This is a genomic window from Archangium gephyra, from assembly GCF_042230915.1.
In the GTDB taxonomy this organism is placed as follows: domain Bacteria; phylum Myxococcota; class Myxococcia; order Myxococcales; family Myxococcaceae; genus Archangium; species Archangium gephyra_B.
Genome location: NZ_CP102578.1, coordinates 1,961,491 through 1,981,331, shown reverse-complemented (window position 1 = coordinate 1,981,331; position 19,841 = coordinate 1,961,491). Strand labels below are relative to the sequence as shown.

The following is a 19,841-nucleotide window of genomic DNA, read 5'->3' as shown; positions in this document are numbered from 1 at the left end:
CGGGTGGGGAGCTTCGATGCGTCGTTCACGGCAGGCTCGTCGGCTGGGTGAGGGGAAGACGGAAGGTGAAGGTGGTGCCACGGCCCGGAATGCTCTCCAGGGAGAGCTCGCCGTGGTGCTGCTCGATGATGCGCTTGACCACGGCGAGCCCCAGGCCCGTGCCCTGCGCCTTGGTGGTGAAGAAGGGCTCGAAGACCCGGTGCGCCAGCTCGGTGGGGATGCCACAGCCCTGGTCCACCACGTCCACGCGCAACAGCTCCTTGTTGCCGTGCGCCTCGCGGCGGGCGCGCACCTGGACCACCCCGCCCTGCGGCATGGCTTGGAGCGCGTTGACCAACACGTTGACCAGCACCTGGCGGATGAGGCGCCGGTCCATGGGCACCCGGGGCACGTCCGCCGCCACGTCGACGGCGAAGGTGACGCGCTGGGAGCCCCCCTGCTGCTGGGCGACCACGGCATCCAGCCCGTCTTGCAGCACGCGGGGCACGTCCTCGGGTTGCAGGATGAGCTCGCGCGGGCGGGTGTAGTCCAACAGGTCGCCCACCATGCGGTTGAGCCGGTCGCTCTCCTCCGCGAGGATGTCCAGCAGCATGGCCGCGTCCCCCTCGGGCTTGAGCAGGCGGCGCAGCGAGGCCACGGCGTTGAAGATGACGCCCAGGGGGTTGCGCACCTCGTGGGCCACGATGGCGGACAGCTCGCCGAGCGCGGCCAGCCGCTCGCGCTGGACCATCTCCGCGCGCGCAGCGGCCAGCTCCGCGTACGAGGCCCAGAGCGACTCGTAGAGCCGGGCGTTGGCGATGGCCAGGGCGATCTGCCCGCACGTGGCCTCGGCCAGCTCGACGAAGGCGGTGTCGAAGTCGCGCGGCTGGCGGGTGTCGTCCAGCAGCACCACGCCGATGAGCTCCTCGCGCGAGGTGAGCGGCAGGGCCAGCAGCGCCTTCTCCTCGAAGCGGCGGACGAGCTCGCGCTGCTCCATGCCCTCCACCTTCGACAGGTCCGGCATGATGACCGGCCGGCGCTCGCGGGCCACACGCGCGCCGACGCTCCCGGTGTCATCCAACGGAATCACCACGCCGCGGAAGAAGTCGCGGTGGGTGGCGGAGGCGGCGGCCCCGCGCAACACCCCGGCCTGCTCGTCGTGCAGGAGGATGAAGCAGTTGGAGACGTCCAGCAGCTTGACGAGGAAGTCCGAGGCCACGTCCAGGATGCTGGCCACCTCCAGGGTGGCCGTGGTGGTGCGCGCCAGGTCCAGCAGCAGGCGTGTGTCGGCGAGCTGCCGGGCGGACTCGGTGCGCAGGCGGCGTTGATCCAACAGCGTCATCAGCAGCTCGGACAGCGTGCCCAGCAGCCGCAGGTCCGCCCCGCCAAAGGGACGCCCAGGAGGACGCAACACCTGGAGGAGCCCGCGCGGATGGCCGCCATGCGCCAGGCGCACCGCCGCGCCACTGCCCAGCCGGCCGCGGGTGGCCTCCATCAGCGCGCGCTCCTCGGCCTCGTTGGAGAGCACCGCGCCCCGGGCCACCACCGCGGACGGCGACAGGCCCCCCAGCGGCGCGGCGAGTACGGCCCGCAGCTCTCCATCCAGCCCCACCTGCGCCGTGAGGACGAGCTCGCCCTCGGGCGTCTTCGGGGCATAGAGCAGCACGGCCTCCGCGCCAATCAGCGCGGCCAGGCGTGAGAGGAAGTCCTCGGGCGAGGGAGGATCCGGCTGGGCGACGAAGCGCGCCGCCTCGGCCACCGCCACCATCTCCCAGCGGCCCCGCTCCACGTCCGTGAGCAGCCGCGCGTCGGTGAGCGCGGCCCCCACCACCTTGGCGAAGAGCGCCAGCACCGAGCCGTAGGAGGGCGACAGCCCCACCCCGGACACCCACAGCACCTCCGACAGCGTGGTGCCCAGGGGAAGGTAGACGGGAGTGGCCTCCTCCGGGTCCGAGGCGCCGAAGACGGGCCGTCCCTCGGACAGGGCGCGCAGCCCCAGGGCACCCTCCCCTGAATGCGGGCTTCCGTCCCGGGTGAGGAAGCGCTCGCCCTCGCGCACCAGGAAACTCGCCGAGAAGCCCGCGCTGGTGAGGCCCGCCAACGCCACCCGCCGCACCGCCTCCTCCGAGCGCGCCGCGACGAGCTCCGCGCTCGTCTCCACCAGGCGCTCGGCCACCACCAGCTCCGCCGGCCGCTGGCCCAGCACCATGCAGTTGATGAGGAACGCCGTGCCCAGCCCCTCCACCTCCACCTCCTGCACGTGGCTCGCCACCTCCAGCGTCCCGCCGCCCGGCCCGGGCAACAGGTAGCGCTGGGGGCCCCGCTCCTTCAGCGTCCCCTCCTCCCGCCGCCGGTAGCGGACCTCGAGCCGCGCCCGGTCCTCCGGACGCACGAAGTCCAGGAAGAGGCGGCCCTCCACGTCCTCGCGGCCCCGCCCCAGCATCTCCAGGTAGGCCTCGTTGGCCGCCCACACCCGGCCCCCCCGCGCCACGTACATGGGGTTGCCCAGGGACTCGAGGAGGGCCCTGAGGGCCGTCTGGCTGAAATGCCTCGTCGTCATGCGCGCCGCAGCACCCGCTTCTCTCCGACCCGGAGCGTCACCTTCTCGCGGTCGAAGTACTCCGAGAGGGGAATGACGAACTTCCGGCTCTGCCCCACCAGCTCCTTGAAGGCCTGGGTGGAAATCTCCTTCTTCTCGCGCAGGTGGGCAACCAGCCGCTCCTTCAGCCCGGCCAGCGCTCCCGCGTCGAAGAACAGCTCCTCACTGACCCGCACCACCCGGCCCTCGGCCACCGCCACCTTGAGCAACTCCTGCACCCGGGCCGCTGGCAACCGCAGCCGCTCGGCCAGCTCGTTGAGCGTGGGCGGCGCCAGCCCCGCCGCCGAGAGGTCCGCCACCAGCCGCGTGCGCGCCGCGTCCTCGTCCAGCGACAGGGTACGGCCCCGCCCCTTGAGGCGCACCACCTCCTTGTCCACCTCCACCTTCCCCGCGTCCGTCAGCGCCTGCACCACCCGGCCAAAGAGGCGCGCGTCCAGCTCGCCGCTCAGCCGCTGGCGCAGCTCCTCGCGCGACAGGCCCTCGCGCAACGGCTCGCGCTCATGGAAGGCGGCGAGCAGCGCCAGGGCGCGTGCCTGCAAGCCCTCGAACACCTCGCCCGAGACGTAGAGCCGCCGCTCCTTGTCCACCAGCAGCGCCGTGCCCCGCGCGCCGAGCAGCTCCAGCGCCCGGGCGAGCACCTTGGGCGCGAGCGCCGAGCGGGCGAAGAGCTCCTGCTGCGTGAGGCCCCGGTAGCCCGACTGGCGCAGCAACCACGCCACCTGGCCGCCCGGGTCCGCCTCCAGCAACGGGGCCACCACCTCGGAGCCTCCCTTGCGGCGGCGCGGCGGGGTGATGGACAGCACGCGTCCACCGGCCAGCGTGGCGCCCCGGCCCGGCAGCGCGCGCGAGCCCCGGAGGATGAAGCGCTGGCCCGGCAGCGCCGCCAGCGGTCCGGACAGCCGCAGCTGCGCGAGCGCCGTCTCGCCCGGCTCCAGCTTGTCCAAATCCAACAGCGCCACCGTGGCCTCCACCTGCGCGGTGCCCAGGTGCAGCAGCAGCTTGCGGCGCCGGGCGAGCCCCTCCTCCGCCGCGGGCAGCAGGCTCAGCTCCACGTCCAGCATGTGCGTCTCGGGCACCTCGCCGGCCTTCACCAGCACCATGCCGCGTGCAATCGCCTCGGGCTCCACGCCCGTCAGGTTCACCGCGGTGCGCTGGCCCGCCGCCACCTTCTGCACCGCCTCGCCGTGCATCTGCAGCCCGCGCACGCGAAAGGGGCCCGGCAGCCCCGGCAGCAGGGAGATGGCGTCCTCCACCGCGAAGGTGCCCGACAGCAGCGTGCCCGTCACCACCGTGCCGAAGCCCTTGATGGTGAAGGCCCGGTCCACTGGCAGGAAGGCGGGACCCTCCGCGGGGCGCGAGGGCAGGCCCCGGGCCGCCCGGGTGAGCGCGGCGCGCAACGCATCCAGCCCCTCGCCCGTCCTCGAGGACACGGGCACCACCGGCGCGCCCTCCAGGAAGGTGCCGCCCACCAGCGTGGCCAGGTCCGCCTCCACCAGCGCGCGCCACTCGGCGCCCAGCTCCGCCAGCAGATCCGACTTGGTGAGCGCGATGACCCCGGCCTTCACGCCGAGCAGCCGGCAGATGTCCAGGTGCTCGCGCGTCTGGGGCATCACGCCCTCGTCCGCGGCCACCACGAGCACCGCCAGGTCCACCCCGCCGGCGCCCGCCACCATCGCCTTCACGAAGCGCTCGTGGCCGGGCACATCCACCACGCCCGCCATCGTGCCGTCGTCGAGCTTCAGGTGCGCGAAGCCCAGCTCCAGGGTGATCCCCCGGCGCTTCTCCTCCTTGAGCCTGTCGGTGTCGATACCGGTGAGCGCCTTGACCAGTGACGTCTTGCCGTGATCGATGTGCCCCGCGGTGCCGATGATCATCTCGCCCCTGGCTCTCCCTCCCGGCTAGGCGCCCGCCTTGTCCGGGTCCACGTCGAAGCGCCCGTCCTCGGTGACGGCCTCGTAGTCCCACGGGAAGACGACGAGCGCTTCGGTGGGCAGCGCGCAGAAGCTCGGGGCGAAGCCCCCGGGACGCGCCACCAGCGAAGCCGTGTTCACCTCCCGGGCGCCCACCTTCTGCGCCAGCGCGGTGGCCAGCTCCAGCGTGTCGCCGCTGGACACCACGTCATCCACGATGAGCACGCGCTTGCCCTTGAGCTCGCGCGGCATCTCCCCGCTGAGCTTCGGCTTGGCCGCGCCCTTGTCCCGGCTGCGGCGGCTGATGCGCACCGGGTAGAAGTCGCAGCCGAGCGCGCTGGAGAGCGCCCCGCCCACGAACACTCCACCGTGCGCCACGCCCACCACGGCCTGGGGCTTGAAGGACTGGCTGATGGTGCGCGCGAGCGTCTGCACCGCGCGGTCGAACTCCGCCCAGGACAGCTCCTGGACGCTCCGGCTCGAGCGGGATTGGTCCCTCCCGGTGAGCTGGCGCGGCGCCTCCACTTGAGGCGCGAGGATCATGTCCGACGGGATGGAGACGAGCTTCTCCACCTGCTGCTTCGGGGAAGGCTTGCCCTTCGTGCCCTTGGGCGTTGCCTTGGTGGGCGGTGCCTTGGTGGGCGGTGCCCGCTTGATGGCCACGGGGAGGACTCCGGTCTGGGGTGCGGGCCGCGTCATACCCCGGGCCGCCCGGTGCCGCCACTCCCGCCGGAGCCTGCCTGCCTGCTCGACAGTTCCCACTCAGCTCGTGGGCGGGTCCATCTCCGCCAGAATCTGGCGAATTTCGTCACCGGTGACGACGTAATGCGTCGTACAGAAATGGCAGTCCGCCTTGGCCTCGCCCTCGGTGGCGAGGATGTCCTCCAGCTCCGCCCGGCCCATGGACACCAGGGCCCGCTTCACCCGGTCCTTGCTGCAGTTGCACGTGAAGGACACGGGGTAGCGGGACATCACCTCCAGATCCGGTTGGGGCACCAACGCCTTGAGGAGCGCCGTCGTGCCCTGGCCGGCCTGCGCCTTCAGGGTGGACTCGAAGTCCCGGGCGAGCCGGTCGCCCAACTCCCGGAAGGCCGCCTGGTCCCCGTCCGGCAGCGGCTGGAGCAGCAGGCCCGCCACGGTGCCCAGCGGCTCGGGGGCGCCGTTGGCGGTGCCCGGCAGCACGCTGAGGTACACGCGCGTGGGCAGCTGGTCCGACATGCCGAAGTAGCGCTCCAGGTCCCGGGCCAGGTCGAAGGCCTCGAGCTCCACCGCCGAGCGGTAGTACTCACCGCCCCCGAGGTCGCGCAGCACCGAGAGGAAGCCCTTGTTCCCGAGCGCCGGACGCCAGTGGTACGTGCCCTCGGCGCCCAGGTGGGACACGAGGGGATTCTTGGCGTAGCCGCGCAGCACCCCCGTGGCATCCGCGTCCACGAAGAGGCCCCGGAGCGGCCCGTCGCACTCCAGCTGCAGGTTGACGCGCGAGTCGCTCTTCTGCAGCGCGGAGAGCAGGGCGCCGGCCGTCAGGGCCTCCGCCATCAACGAGGCCGAGGCCGGCGCGGAGCGGTGCAGCTCGCGCGCATGCCGGGCAAGCTCGCTGGCGGTGACGAGCACCACGCGCAGGTCCGTTTCCTTCAACAATCCACTGACGAGTTCATCGGCCATAAGGTCTGGAAGTAGCGTGCCCACCCTTGGGCCGCTCGCCAATGACATTCAGGCCGATGGCTCCCCCGGCCGGGCTCCAGCCAGCGGGGCCTCCTGGGACGCATCACCCGGGCTGATACCTTCGTGCGCCCCGACTGCCTCCACTCATGGCAGAAAATCCTACCCGCGCGCCGGACGGGCTATAACCCCCTGTCCGTCCGACTGTCACTCGATGCGGCCCCCAACCGCGCGATGTCCGGAGTACCGATGAGCACGCACGCCGCCACTGCTACCGCCGTCCCCCAGAAGACACCGCTCCTCCAGTCCCGCCTGGGCTCGTTCCTCGCCGTGGTGCCGCTGAGCATCTGGGTGGTGAACCACCTGTGGGACAACCTCGCCGCCTTCTCCGGGGGCGCCGCCTGGCAGTCGTCGGTGACGCAGTACAAGCACCCGTACGCGCAGGCCTTCACGTTCATCATCGTGATGCTGCCGCTGCTCTTCCACACCGGCTGGGGCCTGGTGCGCATGTTCAGCTTCAAGCCGAACAACCTCGCCTACCCCTACTACGGCAACCTCAAGTACATCGTTCAGCGCGTGGCCGGCCTGGGCGTGCTCTTCTTCATCGGCGCCCACGTGTGGCTGGCCTTCCTCCAGCCGCGCCTCATCTACGGCGGCGCGGAGCCCTTCGCCGCCATCGCCTACGAGATGCGCTGGCACGCGCCCACCCTCATGGTCTACGTGCTGGGCGTGCTGGGCACGGCCTACCACCTGGCCAACGGCATCCAGGGCTTCGCCATGGGCTGGGGCCTGCTGGCCTCCGAGCGCTCCATGCGCCGCTTCGAGCCCTGGTCCATCGTCATCTTCCTCGTGCTGCTCGGCATCGGCTGGGGCGCCCTCTTCGCGCTCCACAAGGCCGGTGGCACCGAGGAGGTCATGCAGGAGCGCGCGCGCATCATGCAGGCGCGGGGCGTGCAGTCGGACCACTAGTCCCCGCCCGCACCTCGGAGCCCGCACGCCGGGCTCCGGAAAGGCGAACGGCCGCCCCGGTCTCCCGGGAGCGGCCGTTTCACTTCCAGGCGCCGGAGCGCACGACCCTAGAACGGGATGTCGTCGTCTCCACCGCCGCTGCCACCACCGCCGCCGCCGCCGCCCTCGTCCATGCCCATGGGGGGCGGACCGTAGTCGTCGTAACCGCCCTGCTGCTGGCCCCCGCCACGCTGCTGCGAGTAGCCACCGCCGCGGGCACCACCGCCGCCACCGCCCGCACCCGCGCCGGCGCCATCACGGCCGCCGAGGAAGGTCACCGCGTTGGCCACCACCTCGGTGGTGTAGTTCTTCCGATTCTCCTTGTCGGTCCACTCCCGCGTCTGCAGGCGGCCCTCGACGTAGCACTGACGGCCCTTCTTCAGGTACTCGCCGCAGAGCTCCGCGAGCTTCCCCCACACCACGATGCGGTGCCACTCCGTGCGCTCCTGCTTCTGGCCGTTCTTGTCGGTCCAGGTGTCGCTGGTCGCGATACGGAAGTTGGCCACTGCCTGGCCGCCCGGGGTGAACCGCACTTCCGGGTCCGCGCCAAGGTTGCCGATGAGGATGACCTTGTTGACTCCTCCAGCCATGATGCCGTGCCTTTCCACGAGGACCGGTCCACCACGGACCGGTCACATTTGCGTCGGGTGGGGGCTGAGCACCCACCACCGGACTCGCCCTATAGCATACCGGTCGAGTCCCCACCTGAACAGGGATTCACCCGGTCATCTGTCCGCTGCTGGGACGAGGGGCGGCCGGGCAACCAGGGCCTCACTCACCCGCCCGGACGGGTGTCGGCGGTGCGCTCGATGCCCCCGGGCCCCACCTGGACGGCGGAGGCCGGAGCCACCACCTGCGCGGGCACCAGCGGCTTGGGCGCCTTCTCCTCGGCCACCTTGCGCGAGAGCGCTCCATCCAGCCCGCGGGCGAACTCCGCCAGCTTCGTGTCGGTGGAGCCCAGGCTCTTCTTGAGCGCCTTCCAGAAGGGGTGCTCCGCCTCGCCGGCCTGCACCAGCCCGCGCGCCAGCAGCGTGGTGGCCATCTCGCGGTCCTTCGCCGCGGCCACCTTGAGCGCCAGCACCAGCTCCTCGGGCGCCGTGCGCGCCACCGCGCCCAGGCCCTCGGCCATCTCCGTCTCGGCGGCGGCGTCACCCGAGGCGGCCGAGGACAGCTCGATGACGCGCGAGAGCGCCTCGGCGTTGCCGCTGGCCGCCAGCTCCACCATGCTGCCCAGGCCCGGCACCTCCACCGACAGCTCCTTGGCCACCGAGCGCAGCCGGCCGTACACGTCCGTGCCCGCCGAGTAGCTGTCCAGCAGCGTGCGCACCCCGAGGTAGTCCTGCGGGTTGGACTGGTAGAGGCTCTCGGCCACCACCGCCCGCACCGCGGGGTCTCTCTCGCTGCGCCACGCCGTGCGCAGGAAGCCGATGTTGCGCGCATCCCGCTGGCTGCCCAGCGCCAGGTACGTCTTCACGCGGGTGACGACCTCGGCCTGGGGGCTGCTGGACTGCTCGCCGCCGGCCAACTCCGCCACCGTGCGCCCGGGGCCCATGGTGGAGCCCACCGAGGCCACCGCCGCGCCCAGCGCATCCAGCCCGCGCACCACCGGCCCGGAGCGGCCCGGGTAGTCATTCACCATCATGGAGAAGATGAACTTCTCCCCACCGGCCGCCTGCACGTAGCCGCTCAGCGCCGACACGTTCTCCAGCGTGCCCGTCTTCGCGCGCAGCCGGCCCACCGCCTCCGTCCCGTCGAAGCGGTACTTGAGCGTGCCGTCCTTGCCGGCGATGCCCAGCGAGGACAGGTACTCGGGCGCCAGCGGGAAGCGCTCGTACATGTAGCGGAGGATGCGGTCGAACTGCGCGGCGGAGAAGCGGTTGGTGTCGTTGAGGCCGCTGCCGTTCTTCATCACGTAGGTGCCGCGGGGGATGCCCACCTCGCGCGCGAGGAACTCCTCCACCACGTCGATGCCCTTGGGGAAGCTGCCCGGCGCGCCCCGCGCTTCGGCGCCCATCGTCTTGAGGAGCGTCTCGGCCACGAAGTTGCTCGAGAGCTTGTTGAGGCGCTTGAGGATGATGTCGAAGGTGTCCGAGTGCGACACGTGCACCAGCTTCGCCTTGGTGGGCGTGATTCCCAGCTTCACCTTGCCCTTCACCTTCACGCCCCGCGCGTTGAGCATCTGCTTGAGCGTCTGGCCGAAGTACATGGGCGGGTTGTCGATCTTCTTGTACACGCTCATGTAGGCGCCGCCCTGCGGCACCTGGCCCCGCACGACGATCTTCTGCTGCGCGCCCGCGGCGTCCGAGGCCACCGAGAAGCGGCGGGCCCGGGCGTTGCCGGTGGTCAGCGCGTTCTCCACCACGAAGAAGTCGCTCTGCGGCTCGATCTCCACCACGCCCTTGGCGCCGAGGGTGTCACCGGGGCGCAGGTACACGCCCACCGCGTTCCAGTTGAGGCTCAGCGCGCCCGTGGGCGCCATGTAGGCCCGGTCCGAGTCCTCCTGATCGAACCCGGGCGGCGTGCGCTCGGCGTCGAACCAGGAGTCGTCCACGATGATGTCCTGCACCTCGCGCAGGCCGGTGTGGAAGAGCTCCCCCACCATGCCGTAGAGGCGCTCGGTGGTGATGGACGGGTCCCCCTTGCCGCGCACGTAGAGCGTCTTGGCCTTGAGCCCATCGGACTCGGCCTCGACGAGGAACTCGGTCTCGTAGCGGTACTCGGACCCCAGCGTGGCGAGCGCCGCCGCCGAGGTGACGAGCTTCACGTTGGAAGCGGGATTGAGCAGCTCATCGGCGTTGTGGCTGAACACCACGCTGCCGTCATCGAGGCTCATCATGTGGACGGCCACGCGGCTGGCGTTGAGGGGCTCGCGCTGGAGCACCTGCATCAGCGAAGCCCTGAGGGCCTCGCGCTCCGCGCGCTTCTTGTCGTCCGGCGCGGCGACGCCAACGCGCGGAAACGTGACGAAAATGGCGACCGTCACGGCCAAGAGTGTTCTGGCTCGGTGGACCTGCACGTGCTCTCCGGGAAAAGTGAGGGCCATTATGGGAGGGGGAGGGGGGGGCGGCAAGGGAGACACGCCACTGGAACCGCCCTCTTGGGCGCCCGGCCTTCCACCAGGCGGCAAAGCGTTACCCAATCTGTGGACCAGTGTTCGCTTCGTGAGAAAAACGGGCAGGCGGGCAGGCGTTTCTCCCGAGGGCGGAGCCTACCCACCCGTGCCGACATGGCGGCGGCGTGCCGGTGGAGTGAGAGGGCCTCCGACAAGCCAGGGACGGGGGTGCTCGCGCGCGGCTGACTACCAGGGAATGGACCGGCGGTTGCGGAAGAACCCACCCGAGGGGCCATCCGGGGGAAGCGTTGCGGCCCAGACGATGGTGTCCGCGCCCTCCTCCACCCCGCGCGGTGCGTGCGCGCCCCCCATGCGCGTCTTCACCCAGCCGGGGCAGACGGCGTTGACGAGAAGGTGACGCGGCTTCACCTCCTCGGCGAGCAGGCGCGTCAGCGCGTTGAGCCCCACCTTCGAGACGCGGTAGGCCGAGCCCGGCCAGCCCTTCTGCGCGTACTGGCCGCTGCGCACGTCGTCGACGAACGCCCGCAGCAGCGCGGCCAGCTCCTCCTTGGGCGGGGGCGGGTCGAAGCGTTGGCGGAGCGCGGGCGACAACCCCTCCAGCTCCCCCACCCCGCTCGACACCATGACGATGCGGCCGTGCTCCTCCATCAGCGGCAGCAGGCGCTCGGTGACGTGCATTGCTCCGAAGAAGTTCACCGCGACGGTGCGCTCGGCGACGTTCGCGTCGAAGCCCGCCAGGGCGATGGCCGCGTTGTTGACGAGCGCCGCGAGCCGCGTGCCCTGGCGCTCGAGCCGGTCCACCAGGTTGTCGAGGCTCTCCTGGGACGTGACGTCGAGCGGCTCGAAGGTCACGTCCAGCCCCTCGGAGTGCAGGGCCGCGGTGGCCTTGGCGCCCTCGGCGATGTCCCGGGCCGTGAGCAGCACCCGCATGCCGAGCCGGCCGAGCTGCCGGCACACCTCGAGCCCAATCCCCCGGTTGCCACCCGTCACGAGCGCCGTGCCCGTCGCATTCGCCATGTGCCTGTCTCCTCCGCGCCGAGGAGGTTAATGCCGGGCACTCAGGCGCGCAGCCTCCGGCGGTGGGAGACGAGCACCACCAGCACGGCCAACGCGGTGAGCGCGAGCGCCGCCGGCCCATCGCCGCTGGTGCTGGAACCACAGGACCAGCCCACCGGGGACCGCAGCGGACCCGGCGCCCCGGCATCCGGCGGCATTCCTCCATCTGGAGGCGTTCCCCCGTCGGGCCCTGGCGGCACCGGCGTCGGGGCATCCAGGTCCACCGTCATCAGGAACATCTCATAGATGGCATCGAGATTCGGGGACGTGTCGTAGCCCGCGTCCGAATACATCAGCGCCACCGAGTTGGTGGAACCACCGAACAGCAGCCGCGCCGGGTTCAGTCTGTCGACGTGCAGCGCATAGACCTGTTCCTCGCCCTCTCCTCCGACGTACGAAGCCCACTCGAGCACGGGCTGCGCATCGAGGTTGACCCTCGCCACGAACCCATCCCAGATCCCCCCGGAGTAGGTGGATTCGAAGGCCTCGCTGGTGGCCAGGCCCAGGATCGAGGTGGTCGTGCCGCCGATGTAGACCCTGCCGGAGTCATCGGCCGTCAGGCTCCAGATGTATTCCCCTCCGGCGGTGCTGCCCAGCAGCCCCAGCTTCTGCTGGGGCATGGCGCTGTTGGACGCATAGGTCGGGTACGTCGCCACGAAGACATCGGAACCGCCCTTGGCTCCCCCGGCGAAATCCTTCGACTCGGTGGTCCCGAACACCTGCACTTCCCGCTGCGTGGGTGCACCTCCGATGCGCACGGCACGCCCATCGTCGAACCCGGTTCCCCCCAGGGTGAACCGCTTGACGATGCTGGGCGCCAGGGTCCCGATCCCATCGATGACGGCGACGAGCGCATCCTGCGAGCCCCCCGACACGGGGGCCGTGCGTCCCGTGACGTAGAGCGAGCCGGTGTCGTGCGCGAGCCCGGACAGGGACTCGTTCCCCGGCCCCTGGACGAGCACGGTCCACAGCGGCGCGGTGGGGGTCACGTCGGGGTTGATGCGGGAGATGAACCCCTCCTCCCCCCGGATGGTGGGATCCGTGACGCCCTGGAGATTCGGGATGTTGGTCGAGCTGGTGTACCCGATGGCGTACAGCTGGTGGTCCGGGGTCCGGAGCAAGCCGTTGACGTAATCCACGTTGTTTCCGCCCAGGCGCACGAACCAGCCGAGCTGCGTTCCGGTGGGGTCGAGCCGCGCGACGAAGCCATCCACCGAGCCCAGTGTGGGGCTGCTCGCCGTTCCCCCATCGGACAACGGCTGCTGGAAGTCCGGAGAGCCCGTGCTGCCCGCGATGTACAGCTCATCCGCGTCACCGATGGCCAGCCCCATGCCGAGATCACCGCCGCCCCCGCCGAGCACCGCCGACCAGACGAGCCCACCGTCCCGGTTGAACCTCGCGACGAGCACATCGGAGACACCCCCGAGGCCACCGAACGAACGGCTCGAATCCAGGGGCGGGCTGGCCGGAGGCGTGTCGGTGGTCCCGACGATGAAGACATCCCCCGTGCTGTTCTGCTCGATGGCCCGGAGCTCGTTGTAGTTCCCGCCGCGGCCCCCCAGATAGGTGTTCCAGAGCACGAGCGGATCCACCACCACCGGACGCCCGGGGTCCTCCACGTCCACCTCGATGGCGTACGCCCACCGCTCCTGGCCCACGGGCCGCGCGTGCGCGAAGCGGCAACCCACCGCCTTCATGCTCCCGTCCGCTGCTTCCTGCGCGCAGTGCAACCCCTGCTCCCGCAGCACGCCCTCGCCCAGGTCCACCTCCAGCGCCCGCCCCTCCTCCACCACCCGCACCTCCCGCGCTCCGGCGTACTCCAGCTCCACCCGCCGCAAGTCCTCCCCGCGCTCGGCCCGGAAGCCGTACTCCACGCCCTCGGCACGCTCCTCGAACCACAGCTCCACCCCGGGCAGCACGTCCGGGTAGCGCAGCCCTCCGTAGGTGGGCACCTCGCGCTCCCAGGACTCCTCCGGCCCCAACAAGCGGTGGAGCTTCGCCTCCCGGGGCTTCTCCGCCAGGGGCGGCACCGCACGCCCGCCGGCCACGCTCCAGCCCAGGGCACGTGACTCCTGGAGACGCGAGGGCAGGCGCAGCTCCACGCCCCTGTCGGTGAAGAGCGCGCGGGAGTGCAGGTGCCGCAGCTCGTACCGCCCCTCCGAGCCCGCGTGCACCGGAGCGATGCCCGGCCGGAAGACGGGCGCCTTCAGCGGAGCCGGCGCTTGGACCATGGCGGGAGCGCTGGAAGACCCGCGCTGGCCCATCGCCCCACCACACAACACGAGGATCGCCGCGGCTGCGGCCACCACACCGAACGAACGATGAGACACGGCAGCCCCCCTACAAAGAGAACGAATCAGGGGCCCCCCCTCATCCAGGGTGGTCCGCCTGCTTGCGGCGACGAGCAAGCAGCGCCAGCCCGGCGAGGATGCCGAGCGAGAGGGCACCCGGCCCACCGTTGGTCCCACTGGCACCGCAGGACCAACCCAGGGGAGACCGGAGCGGGCCCGCGTCCTCGCCCGCATCCGTCCCCGCGTCCTCGCCCGCATCCGTCCCCGCGTCCTCGCCCGCATCCGTCCCCGCGTCCTCGCCGGGCTGCGTTCCCCCGTCCGCGGGGAGATCCACCTGGAGGAGGAACAGGTCGCTCCCGCCCCCTGGCTCTCTCCCGCCGCTCGTGCCCGGAGCCAGGTCACTGGAGGTGGTGGTGCCGCCGACCAGCAGGCGCCCCAGGGGCTGATTGCTCAGGGCGAGCACCGCGTCATCCGCCTCGCCCCCCAGCAGCGTCGACCACGAGGGAGCGCCCGCATCCACTTCCAGCCGGGCTACGAACCCCTCGGTAGGGCCCGCGCCGAACCTCGTGTCGAAGGCGGCCACGAACGGGAAGTCATTCACCGAGGTGGTCCTTCCCCCCAGGTAGACGATGTTCTTCCCGGCGGCCGTGGCGCTCCGATCGACGGCCAGTGCCAGCCCCTCGTCATCTCCTTCGGCGCCTCCGAAGGTGCTCGAGCCCTTCACGCCGAACGTGTCCTTGTCGAGCGCCACCACGAAGGCATCGGACACGGAGACGCCGGAGCCCGTGCTCAGCGGGAAGCCCGCCGAGCGGGTCGTCCCACCCACGAAGAGGCTGGTACTGCCGGGCCCCTTGAGCGCGAGCGCACGCCCCTCCTCGTTCCCCAGGCCTCCCAGGTAGAGGCTCTTCTCGACCGTACCGGCATCCGGGTCCACTCGCGCGACGAAGACGTCGTCGTTGCCCGCGTCCCCCGCGTGCGGCCGTGTGATCGAGCCCGCCGGGAGCATCCTGACCGCGGAGGCCGACTTGCCCGCGACGTAGACCTTGCCCGCCTCATCCACGGTGACCGCGTAGGTGACATCGTCATGCGTCCCGCGCCCCACGATGGACCACTCCAACGTGGCGGCGAAGGGGCTACCGGGGCACGTGAGCCCCCCATCCGGAGGGACGGAGGGAAGGAGCCGCGCCACGAACGCATCCTCGCCCCCATCCCAGCCCCCATCCGGAGTCGGGATGGTGTCGCTGGGGAACGCCGGAGAGGTGGTCTGCCCCACGAGGAAGAGGCGGCCATCCAGCCCGGTGGCGATGCCGTGGGCGATCTCGTCCCCAGCCGTCGTCCCCACGAGGTAGATGCCTCGGAACCTGAACTCCACGGGATCGAACTGGGCAACGAAGGCATCCTTGTTGCGCGGCTCACCCGCACCGTGGTTGAGGCAGTAGTCGAGGCCCGGGAAGACATTCGACGTGGTGTCACCCGCGATGTACAGCATGCCGTCCTTGCCGATGGTGACGGATCGGCCGATGTCTTCGCCGCCCCCGTGCAAGGCCCGCCACGCCCTGAACCCGCCATCCGCGTGGAAGCTGCCGACGAGCACGGCCTTCGAGGTTGGACTCACCATCGGCAACCCATCGATGGTGATGGGGTCGGGCCCGAGGTCCTGCTGCATGAGCGTCCCGACGACGAAGAGTTCCCCCGCGTCGGTCACCGCCATGCCCCCGAACTCATCGTCCCGAGAGCCGCCGAGGTAGTTGTTCCAGAGGATGACCGGGTCCACCACCACCGGGCGTTCCGACTCCTCCACATCCACCTCGATGGCGTACGCCCAGCGCTCCCGCCCCACCGGGCGTGCGTCCGTGAACCGGCACGCCACCGCATACGAAGTGCCCCCCGCCCCCTCCTGCGTGCAGTGCAGCCCCTGCTCGCGCAGCACGCCCTCTTCCAGGACCACCTCCAGCGCCCGCCCCTCCTCCACCACCCGCACCTCGCTCGCCCCCGCGTACTCCAGCTCCACCCGCTTCAGGTCCGCCCCGCGCCCGGCCCGGAAGCCGTACTCCACGCCCTCGGCATGCTCCTCGAACCACAGGTCCACGCCCGGCCGGACCCCCGGATAGCGCAGCCCGCCGTAGCCAGACACCTCCCGCTGGAGAAACGCCGCCTCGCGCGGCTTCTCCGCCTGGGGCCGCACCGCACGCGCGCCCGCCACGCTCCAGCCCAGCTCTCGCACCGGTTGGGTACGGGAGGGCAGACGCAGCCGCACGCCGCTGTCGGTGAAGAGGGCGCTGGCACTCCCGTGCCGCAGCACATAGGCCTCCGTGGCTCCCTCGGACGCCGGCACGATGCCCGGCCGGAAGGAGGTACGGAGGCGCTGGGGGGACCCGGCCGGAGCCGGCGCCGAGAGGAACCCGGGCTGGCTCACCGCCCCCCATGACACGAGGACGACACCGGCTGCGGCCAACAGCCCGAGCACACGACGCTGCATGGGAGTTCCCCTTGGAAAACAACAGCGGATTGAAGCCCGGAGCGGCCCGGAGGCTCAACGCTCCGGGCCACCTGCCGTGCCCTAGAGCAGGTTGAAGCCCAGGCCCGCCGAGCCCACCACCACGAAGGACCTGTAAGCGGACTGCTGGTTCTCGGGAACGGCGAACCCCTGGTAGCTCACGTCCACCAGCGCGGTGAATGCCGGGGAGAGCGCCAGCCGTGCTCCCAAGGATCCCCCGCCCCCGATCGCGATGCCGCCTCCCTCGAAGAACGGCACCACCGTCCCCCGCAGGCCCAGCCGAGGCTGGAAGGCACCGTTGCCGAAGAGAAGGCCCGCGTCGAGCTCCACCCCGAGACTCCGATTGCCGATGAGCGCCCGCGCGCTCCCGTCGAACATCCCGATGCCAGCGCTGAGCCCCAGCCCGAAGCCAATGGAGGACCTGCTCGTGGGCGGAATGAACCCCGAGACATCGCTGAAGACGAGGGCCTCCGGACGCAGCCGGAAGGGGGAAGCGGGCGGGGCGGCGGACACCGGACCCTGAGGCTCCTCCCGCGGCCACCCATCCGTCACCCTGTCCCGGGCCGCCTCCTCCTGCTCCCGCTTGCGCCGCGCGGCCTCCTCGGCGGCGGCAATCCGGTTGAGCTCGGCCTGCTCGGCCTCCTGGCGCAGCCGCTCGGCGTTCAGCCGTTCGCGCACCTTCAGCTCCAGCTCCACCAGCTCCGGCGGGAAGAGGGCGGGATCCACCCGCTGCTCCGGGTAGATACGGACCAGCTCCTCGAGCTGCTCGTACGCCTCGTCCTCCTTCTCGAGCGCCATCAACGAGGCGGCGAGGTAGACGCGCGCCAGGGCGCGCTCCTCCTCGCTACGCCGGGGGTTGTTGATCTCCTGCTTCAGCGTGCGGCTCGCCTTGGCGTACTCGCCCCGTTGATACAGCCGGATGCCCGGCAGCTGCGCCGCCCAGGTCGTCAGGGGGAGGAGCAACACCAGCAGCAAGAGCGAACGCGGAAACATGGGGAATGACGGCTCCTGAGATGAAAGAGCGTTTCTTTACCCGGCGGGCTGACACGGGGCGGTGTACTCGAACTTATCCCCTTCCGGGATCTGGATCTCTGTCCGATGGTTCTTGATCTTGGGATTGCCGATCAGACTGAGCTTGTGGGTGCCCGCGCTCAGCGTGACAGGCCGGATCGGCGCGCGTCCCCGGAGCTTGCCGTCGATGTACACATCTGCCCAACACCCCGAGATGAGCTGGAAGGTTCCGGTAGTAGAACGGGGCTTCGTGACAGAAGTCGCATTTTGCTGCTCGGAATTCGTCCCAGTCTTCTCGGGAACCGGGTCCGAGGACGTGACCACGGGCTGCGGGGTGGGCGGCGTCTCCGGCTGCTCGGGCGTCTCGACCCCGGGTGGGGAGTCCAGCGGGGTGGGCAGGGGCCGCGGCGTCGAGCCGGTCCCGGCCGCCGGGTCCTTCGACGCGGCCGTCCCCGTCACCTCCGGTCCGGCCGGGCCACTGTCGCCCTTGGAGACAACCACCCCCACCCCCACCCCCAGGAGGACCGCCGCCAGCCCCACCCCCATCAGCAGCTGCATGCGGGAGTTGGACGCAACGGGCGCGCGCGGCACCTGGACCGGAACCACCTCGGTGGTGGGCGGAGTCCGGGGAGCGGCGGCCTGCGGGCGCGCGGCCTGGGGACGTGCCTGGGGCCGCGCCACCGGCGCCGGGCGGGCACCGGGCACGGATGCCGCCTCGGTCGCCTCGGTCTCCGGCAAAGTGACGGCCTGGCGCGAGCCGGTGACGGCCTTCGGGGCCTCCACCGTCTCCGCGGGAGCCGGGGCCGCCGGGCGCGCGGTCCGCGCGGGTGCCTCCTGCCGCGGAGCGGGGCGCGAGACGGGCTCGGGCTCCGGCATCGTCCGGGCGAAACCCGCCAGCTGCGTCATGTCCACGGCCAGCGTGCGGGCGATCGTCTTCAGCTCGCGCGCCACCGCCTCGGCCGAGGCGGGCCGCTGCTCGGGCTCCTTCGCCAACAGCCGCAGCACGAGGTCATTGAGCTCCTGCGGCAGACCCTCCACCAGCGAGTCCGGCGAGGGCGGCTGGGCCTGCACCTGCTGGATGGCCACGTGCATGGGCGAGTCGCCCCGGAAGGGCAGCCGTCCGGTGAGCATCTCGAAGAGGATGATGCCCACCGCGTACAGGTCCGTGCGCGGGCTCACCGGCTGGCCACAGGCCTGCTCCGGGGCCATGTACTCCGGGGTGCCGACGATCATGCTCGCGCGCGTCTGCGGCGTGGGACCGTTGGGCGTGGTGCCCTGCTTGGCGAGGCCGAAATCGAGCACCTTCACGTACTCGGAGCCGTTGGACTCCAGCACGAGGAAGATGTTGCCCGGCTTGAGGTCGCGGTGGATGACGCCCACGGCGTGCGCGGCCGAGAGCGCGCCGAGCACCTCGATGATGAGCCGGATGACCTCGGAGGGCTGCATCGGCGCCCGGTCGAGGATGACCTCATCGAGCGGCCGGCCGTTGAGGTACTCCATCACCAGGTACTGGCCGATGCCCGGGAGCGTGCCGAAGCCGAAGATGTCGATGATGCCGCGGTGGCGGATGGCGCTCACCGCGCGGGCCTCGCCGACGAGGTCTCTCGCGCGCACGCCCTCCGAGGAGTCCGGGCGGATGATCTTGATGGCGACCTTGCGGCCGATGACCGGGTGCTCGCCCTCGTAGACGACGCCCATGCCGCCGCTGCCGATGCGCCGGCGCACCACGTACTCGCCGATGCGCTGTCCCACCATGATGTCCTTGCGGACGGTGGACTCCCACGCCGCCTCCGGCTCGTCCGAGGAGGGGAACCGTTCCTCCATGGGGCCGGTGGGCGCGGCGCGCAGCACCGTCTTCTCGTCCGGATGGGACTCGATGGACACGGGGGTTCCGTCGCGGGGGCATTCCATTGCCCCTTCCGGAAGAGTCCCCCCACAGGTGCGACACGGTCGCTGAACAGTCATGCGGTCGCGCATCCTATGTCACACCCTCGGGCAGGTCATCTGGGCACTCCTGGGATGTCCGCCCCGAGGGCAGGCGGATTTGCCTGGGGAGGTCCGCCCTGGATACGTTCGAGGCCCTCCGGTTGTTCCCTCGCCGGGCAGACAATCAGCCAGGCCCGCCCTCTGCCATGAGCACGCGCCCCGACACCAGCAGGGAAGACGGGGCCCCGGGCGGCTGGGACCGGGAGTGGGAGCGGCGCCTCGAGCTGGCCACCCCCCAGGACACCGCGCGCGGGCTGTTCTTCACCAGCATGCTGGAGGCGGTGCGCTCGCTCGGGGATGAGGCCGCGCTGGCCCGCTGCCAGCAGGTGCTCGAGGGGCAGGGCTTCGTGAGCTTCTTCAACTACCCCATCGCCCGGCTGGTGCGGCTGAGTGGCGCGGCGGTGCACGAGCTGAGCGGCCGGTACGGCGGACCCGAGGAGGCGGCCCGGGCCCTGGGCCGCAAGGCCACGGCGGACTTCCTGGGCTCGCCGGTGGGCAACGCGGTGCGCTTGATGGCCGGCCAGGACATCCGGCTGTTCCTGGGCGGGGTGCAGACCCTCTACCGGGTGGCGGCCAGCTACGGCGAGCGGACGGTGACGTGGCACGGGCCGGCGCGCGGCCAGCTCCTCATCCGGCGCAGCTTCCTGCCGGTGGAGTACCACGAGGGCGTGCTGGAGAAGCTCCTCACGGAGTATGGAGTGAGGCACGTGAAGGTGCGCGGCCAGCAGGTGGCCCCGCTCGACGGCACGTACGACTTCTCCTGGGAGTGAGC

At 71.2% G+C, this 19,841-nt stretch carries 13 protein-coding genes; 2 read left to right on the top strand and 11 right to left on the bottom strand.

Going from position 1 to position 19,841, the window contains the following annotated elements:
* Positions 1-25: 25 nt before the first annotated feature.
* The 4 genes from NR798_RS07885 to NR798_RS07870 all read right to left on the bottom strand — a co-directional run bounded on the left by NR798_RS07885 (position 26) and on the right by NR798_RS07870 (position 6,150).
* Complete coding sequence (locus tag NR798_RS07885; protein ID WP_375770815.1) at positions 26-2,539, bottom strand: ATP-binding protein; 2,514 nt, start codon at positions 2,537-2,539, stop codon at positions 26-28.
* Positions 2,536-4,452, bottom strand: coding sequence for a selenocysteine-specific translation elongation factor (gene selB, locus NR798_RS07880; RefSeq protein ID WP_375770814.1), 1,917 nt, complete (start codon positions 4,450-4,452; stop codon positions 2,536-2,538). The genes NR798_RS07885 and selB overlap by 4 nt, the downstream gene beginning before the upstream one ends.
* A gap of 24 nt (positions 4,453-4,476) precedes the next feature.
* Positions 4,477-5,151, bottom strand: a complete 675-nt coding sequence (locus tag NR798_RS07875; protein ID WP_375770813.1) for a phosphoribosyltransferase — start codon at positions 5,149-5,151, stop codon at positions 4,477-4,479.
* A 99-nt stretch (positions 5,152-5,250) separates the two neighbouring features.
* Positions 5,251-6,150 carry an Hsp33 family molecular chaperone HslO gene (locus NR798_RS07870; protein ID WP_375770812.1) on the bottom strand — a complete coding sequence of 300 codons (900 nt, stop codon included), beginning with the start codon at positions 6,148-6,150 and terminating at the stop codon, positions 5,251-5,253.
* A gap of 246 nt (positions 6,151-6,396) precedes the next feature.
* On the opposite strand from NR798_RS07870, the gene NR798_RS07865 reads away from it, so the two are divergent.
* A complete protein-coding gene (locus NR798_RS07865; RefSeq protein WP_375770811.1) occupies positions 6,397-7,116 on the top strand; it encodes a succinate dehydrogenase in 720 nt (239 codons plus the stop codon).
* Positions 7,117-7,223: 107 nt separating this feature from the next.
* Here the strand turns inward: NR798_RS07865 and NR798_RS07860 are convergent, their stop codons facing one another.
* The 7 genes from NR798_RS07860 to NR798_RS07830 all read right to left on the bottom strand — a co-directional run bounded on the left by NR798_RS07860 (position 7,224) and on the right by NR798_RS07830 (position 18,967).
* Positions 7,224-7,745 (bottom strand): single-stranded DNA-binding protein, encoded by a 522-nt coding sequence (locus NR798_RS07860; protein WP_375770810.1) that lies wholly within the window; start codon positions 7,743-7,745, stop codon positions 7,224-7,226.
* Between the two features lie 185 nt (positions 7,746-7,930).
* Positions 7,931-10,171: a D-alanyl-D-alanine carboxypeptidase/D-alanyl-D-alanine-endopeptidase gene (gene dacB, locus NR798_RS07855; RefSeq protein WP_375770809.1), complete on the bottom strand. Its 2,241-nt coding sequence runs from the start codon at positions 10,169-10,171 to the stop codon at positions 7,931-7,933.
* 282 nt (positions 10,172-10,453) lie between these two features.
* Complete coding sequence (locus NR798_RS07850; protein ID WP_375770808.1) at positions 10,454-11,245, bottom strand: SDR family oxidoreductase; 792 nt, start codon at positions 11,243-11,245, stop codon at positions 10,454-10,456.
* Between the two features lie 41 nt (positions 11,246-11,286).
* Entirely contained in the window at positions 11,287-13,614 is a 2,328-nt protein-coding gene (locus NR798_RS07845; RefSeq protein ID WP_375770807.1) for a hypothetical protein, read from the bottom strand.
* A 40-nt stretch (positions 13,615-13,654) separates the two neighbouring features.
* The gene (locus NR798_RS07840; RefSeq protein ID WP_375770806.1) at positions 13,655-16,054 is read right to left on the bottom strand and encodes an MYXO-CTERM sorting domain-containing protein; all 2,400 of its coding nucleotides are present in this window, start codon (positions 16,052-16,054) and stop codon (positions 13,655-13,657) included.
* Positions 16,055-16,135: 81 nt separating this feature from the next.
* Positions 16,136-17,065 carry a tol-pal system YbgF family protein gene (locus NR798_RS07835; protein WP_375770805.1) on the bottom strand — a complete coding sequence of 310 codons (930 nt, stop codon included), beginning with the start codon at positions 17,063-17,065 and terminating at the stop codon, positions 16,136-16,138.
* Positions 17,066-17,101: 36 nt separating this feature from the next.
* Positions 17,102-18,967, bottom strand: a complete 1,866-nt coding sequence (locus NR798_RS07830) for a serine/threonine-protein kinase (protein WP_375770804.1) — start codon at positions 18,965-18,967, stop codon at positions 17,102-17,104.
* Between the two features lie 248 nt (positions 18,968-19,215).
* On the opposite strand from NR798_RS07830, the gene NR798_RS07825 reads away from it, so the two are divergent.
* Entirely contained in the window at positions 19,216-19,839 is a 624-nt protein-coding gene (locus NR798_RS07825) for a TIGR02265 family protein (protein ID WP_375770803.1), read from the top strand.
* The last annotated feature ends 2 nt before the right edge of the window (positions 19,840-19,841 follow it).

Coding starts and splice junctions, on each gene's coding strand:
- NR798_RS07840 (WP_375770806.1), bottom strand. CDS start 16,054: ATGCAGCGTCGTGTGCTCGGGCTGTTGGCCGCAGCCGGTGTCGTCCTC.
- NR798_RS07865 (WP_375770811.1), top strand. CDS start 6,397: ATGAGCACGCACGCCGCCACTGCTACCGCCGTCCCCCAGAAGACACCG.
- selB (WP_375770814.1), bottom strand. CDS start 4,452: ATGATCATCGGCACCGCGGGGCACATCGATCACGGCAAGACGTCACTG.
- NR798_RS07835 (WP_375770805.1), bottom strand. CDS start 17,065: ATGTTTCCGCGTTCGCTCTTGCTGCTGGTGTTGCTCCTCCCCCTGACG.
- NR798_RS07870 (WP_375770812.1), bottom strand. CDS start 6,150: ATGGCCGATGAACTCGTCAGTGGATTGTTGAAGGAAACGGACCTGCGC.
- NR798_RS07885 (WP_375770815.1), bottom strand. CDS start 2,539: ATGACGACGAGGCATTTCAGCCAGACGGCCCTCAGGGCCCTCCTCGAG.
- NR798_RS07850 (WP_375770808.1), bottom strand. CDS start 11,245: ATGGCGAATGCGACGGGCACGGCGCTCGTGACGGGTGGCAACCGGGGG.
- NR798_RS07825 (WP_375770803.1), top strand. CDS start 19,216: ATGAGCACGCGCCCCGACACCAGCAGGGAAGACGGGGCCCCGGGCGGC.
- NR798_RS07860 (WP_375770810.1), bottom strand. CDS start 7,745: ATGGCTGGAGGAGTCAACAAGGTCATCCTCATCGGCAACCTTGGCGCG.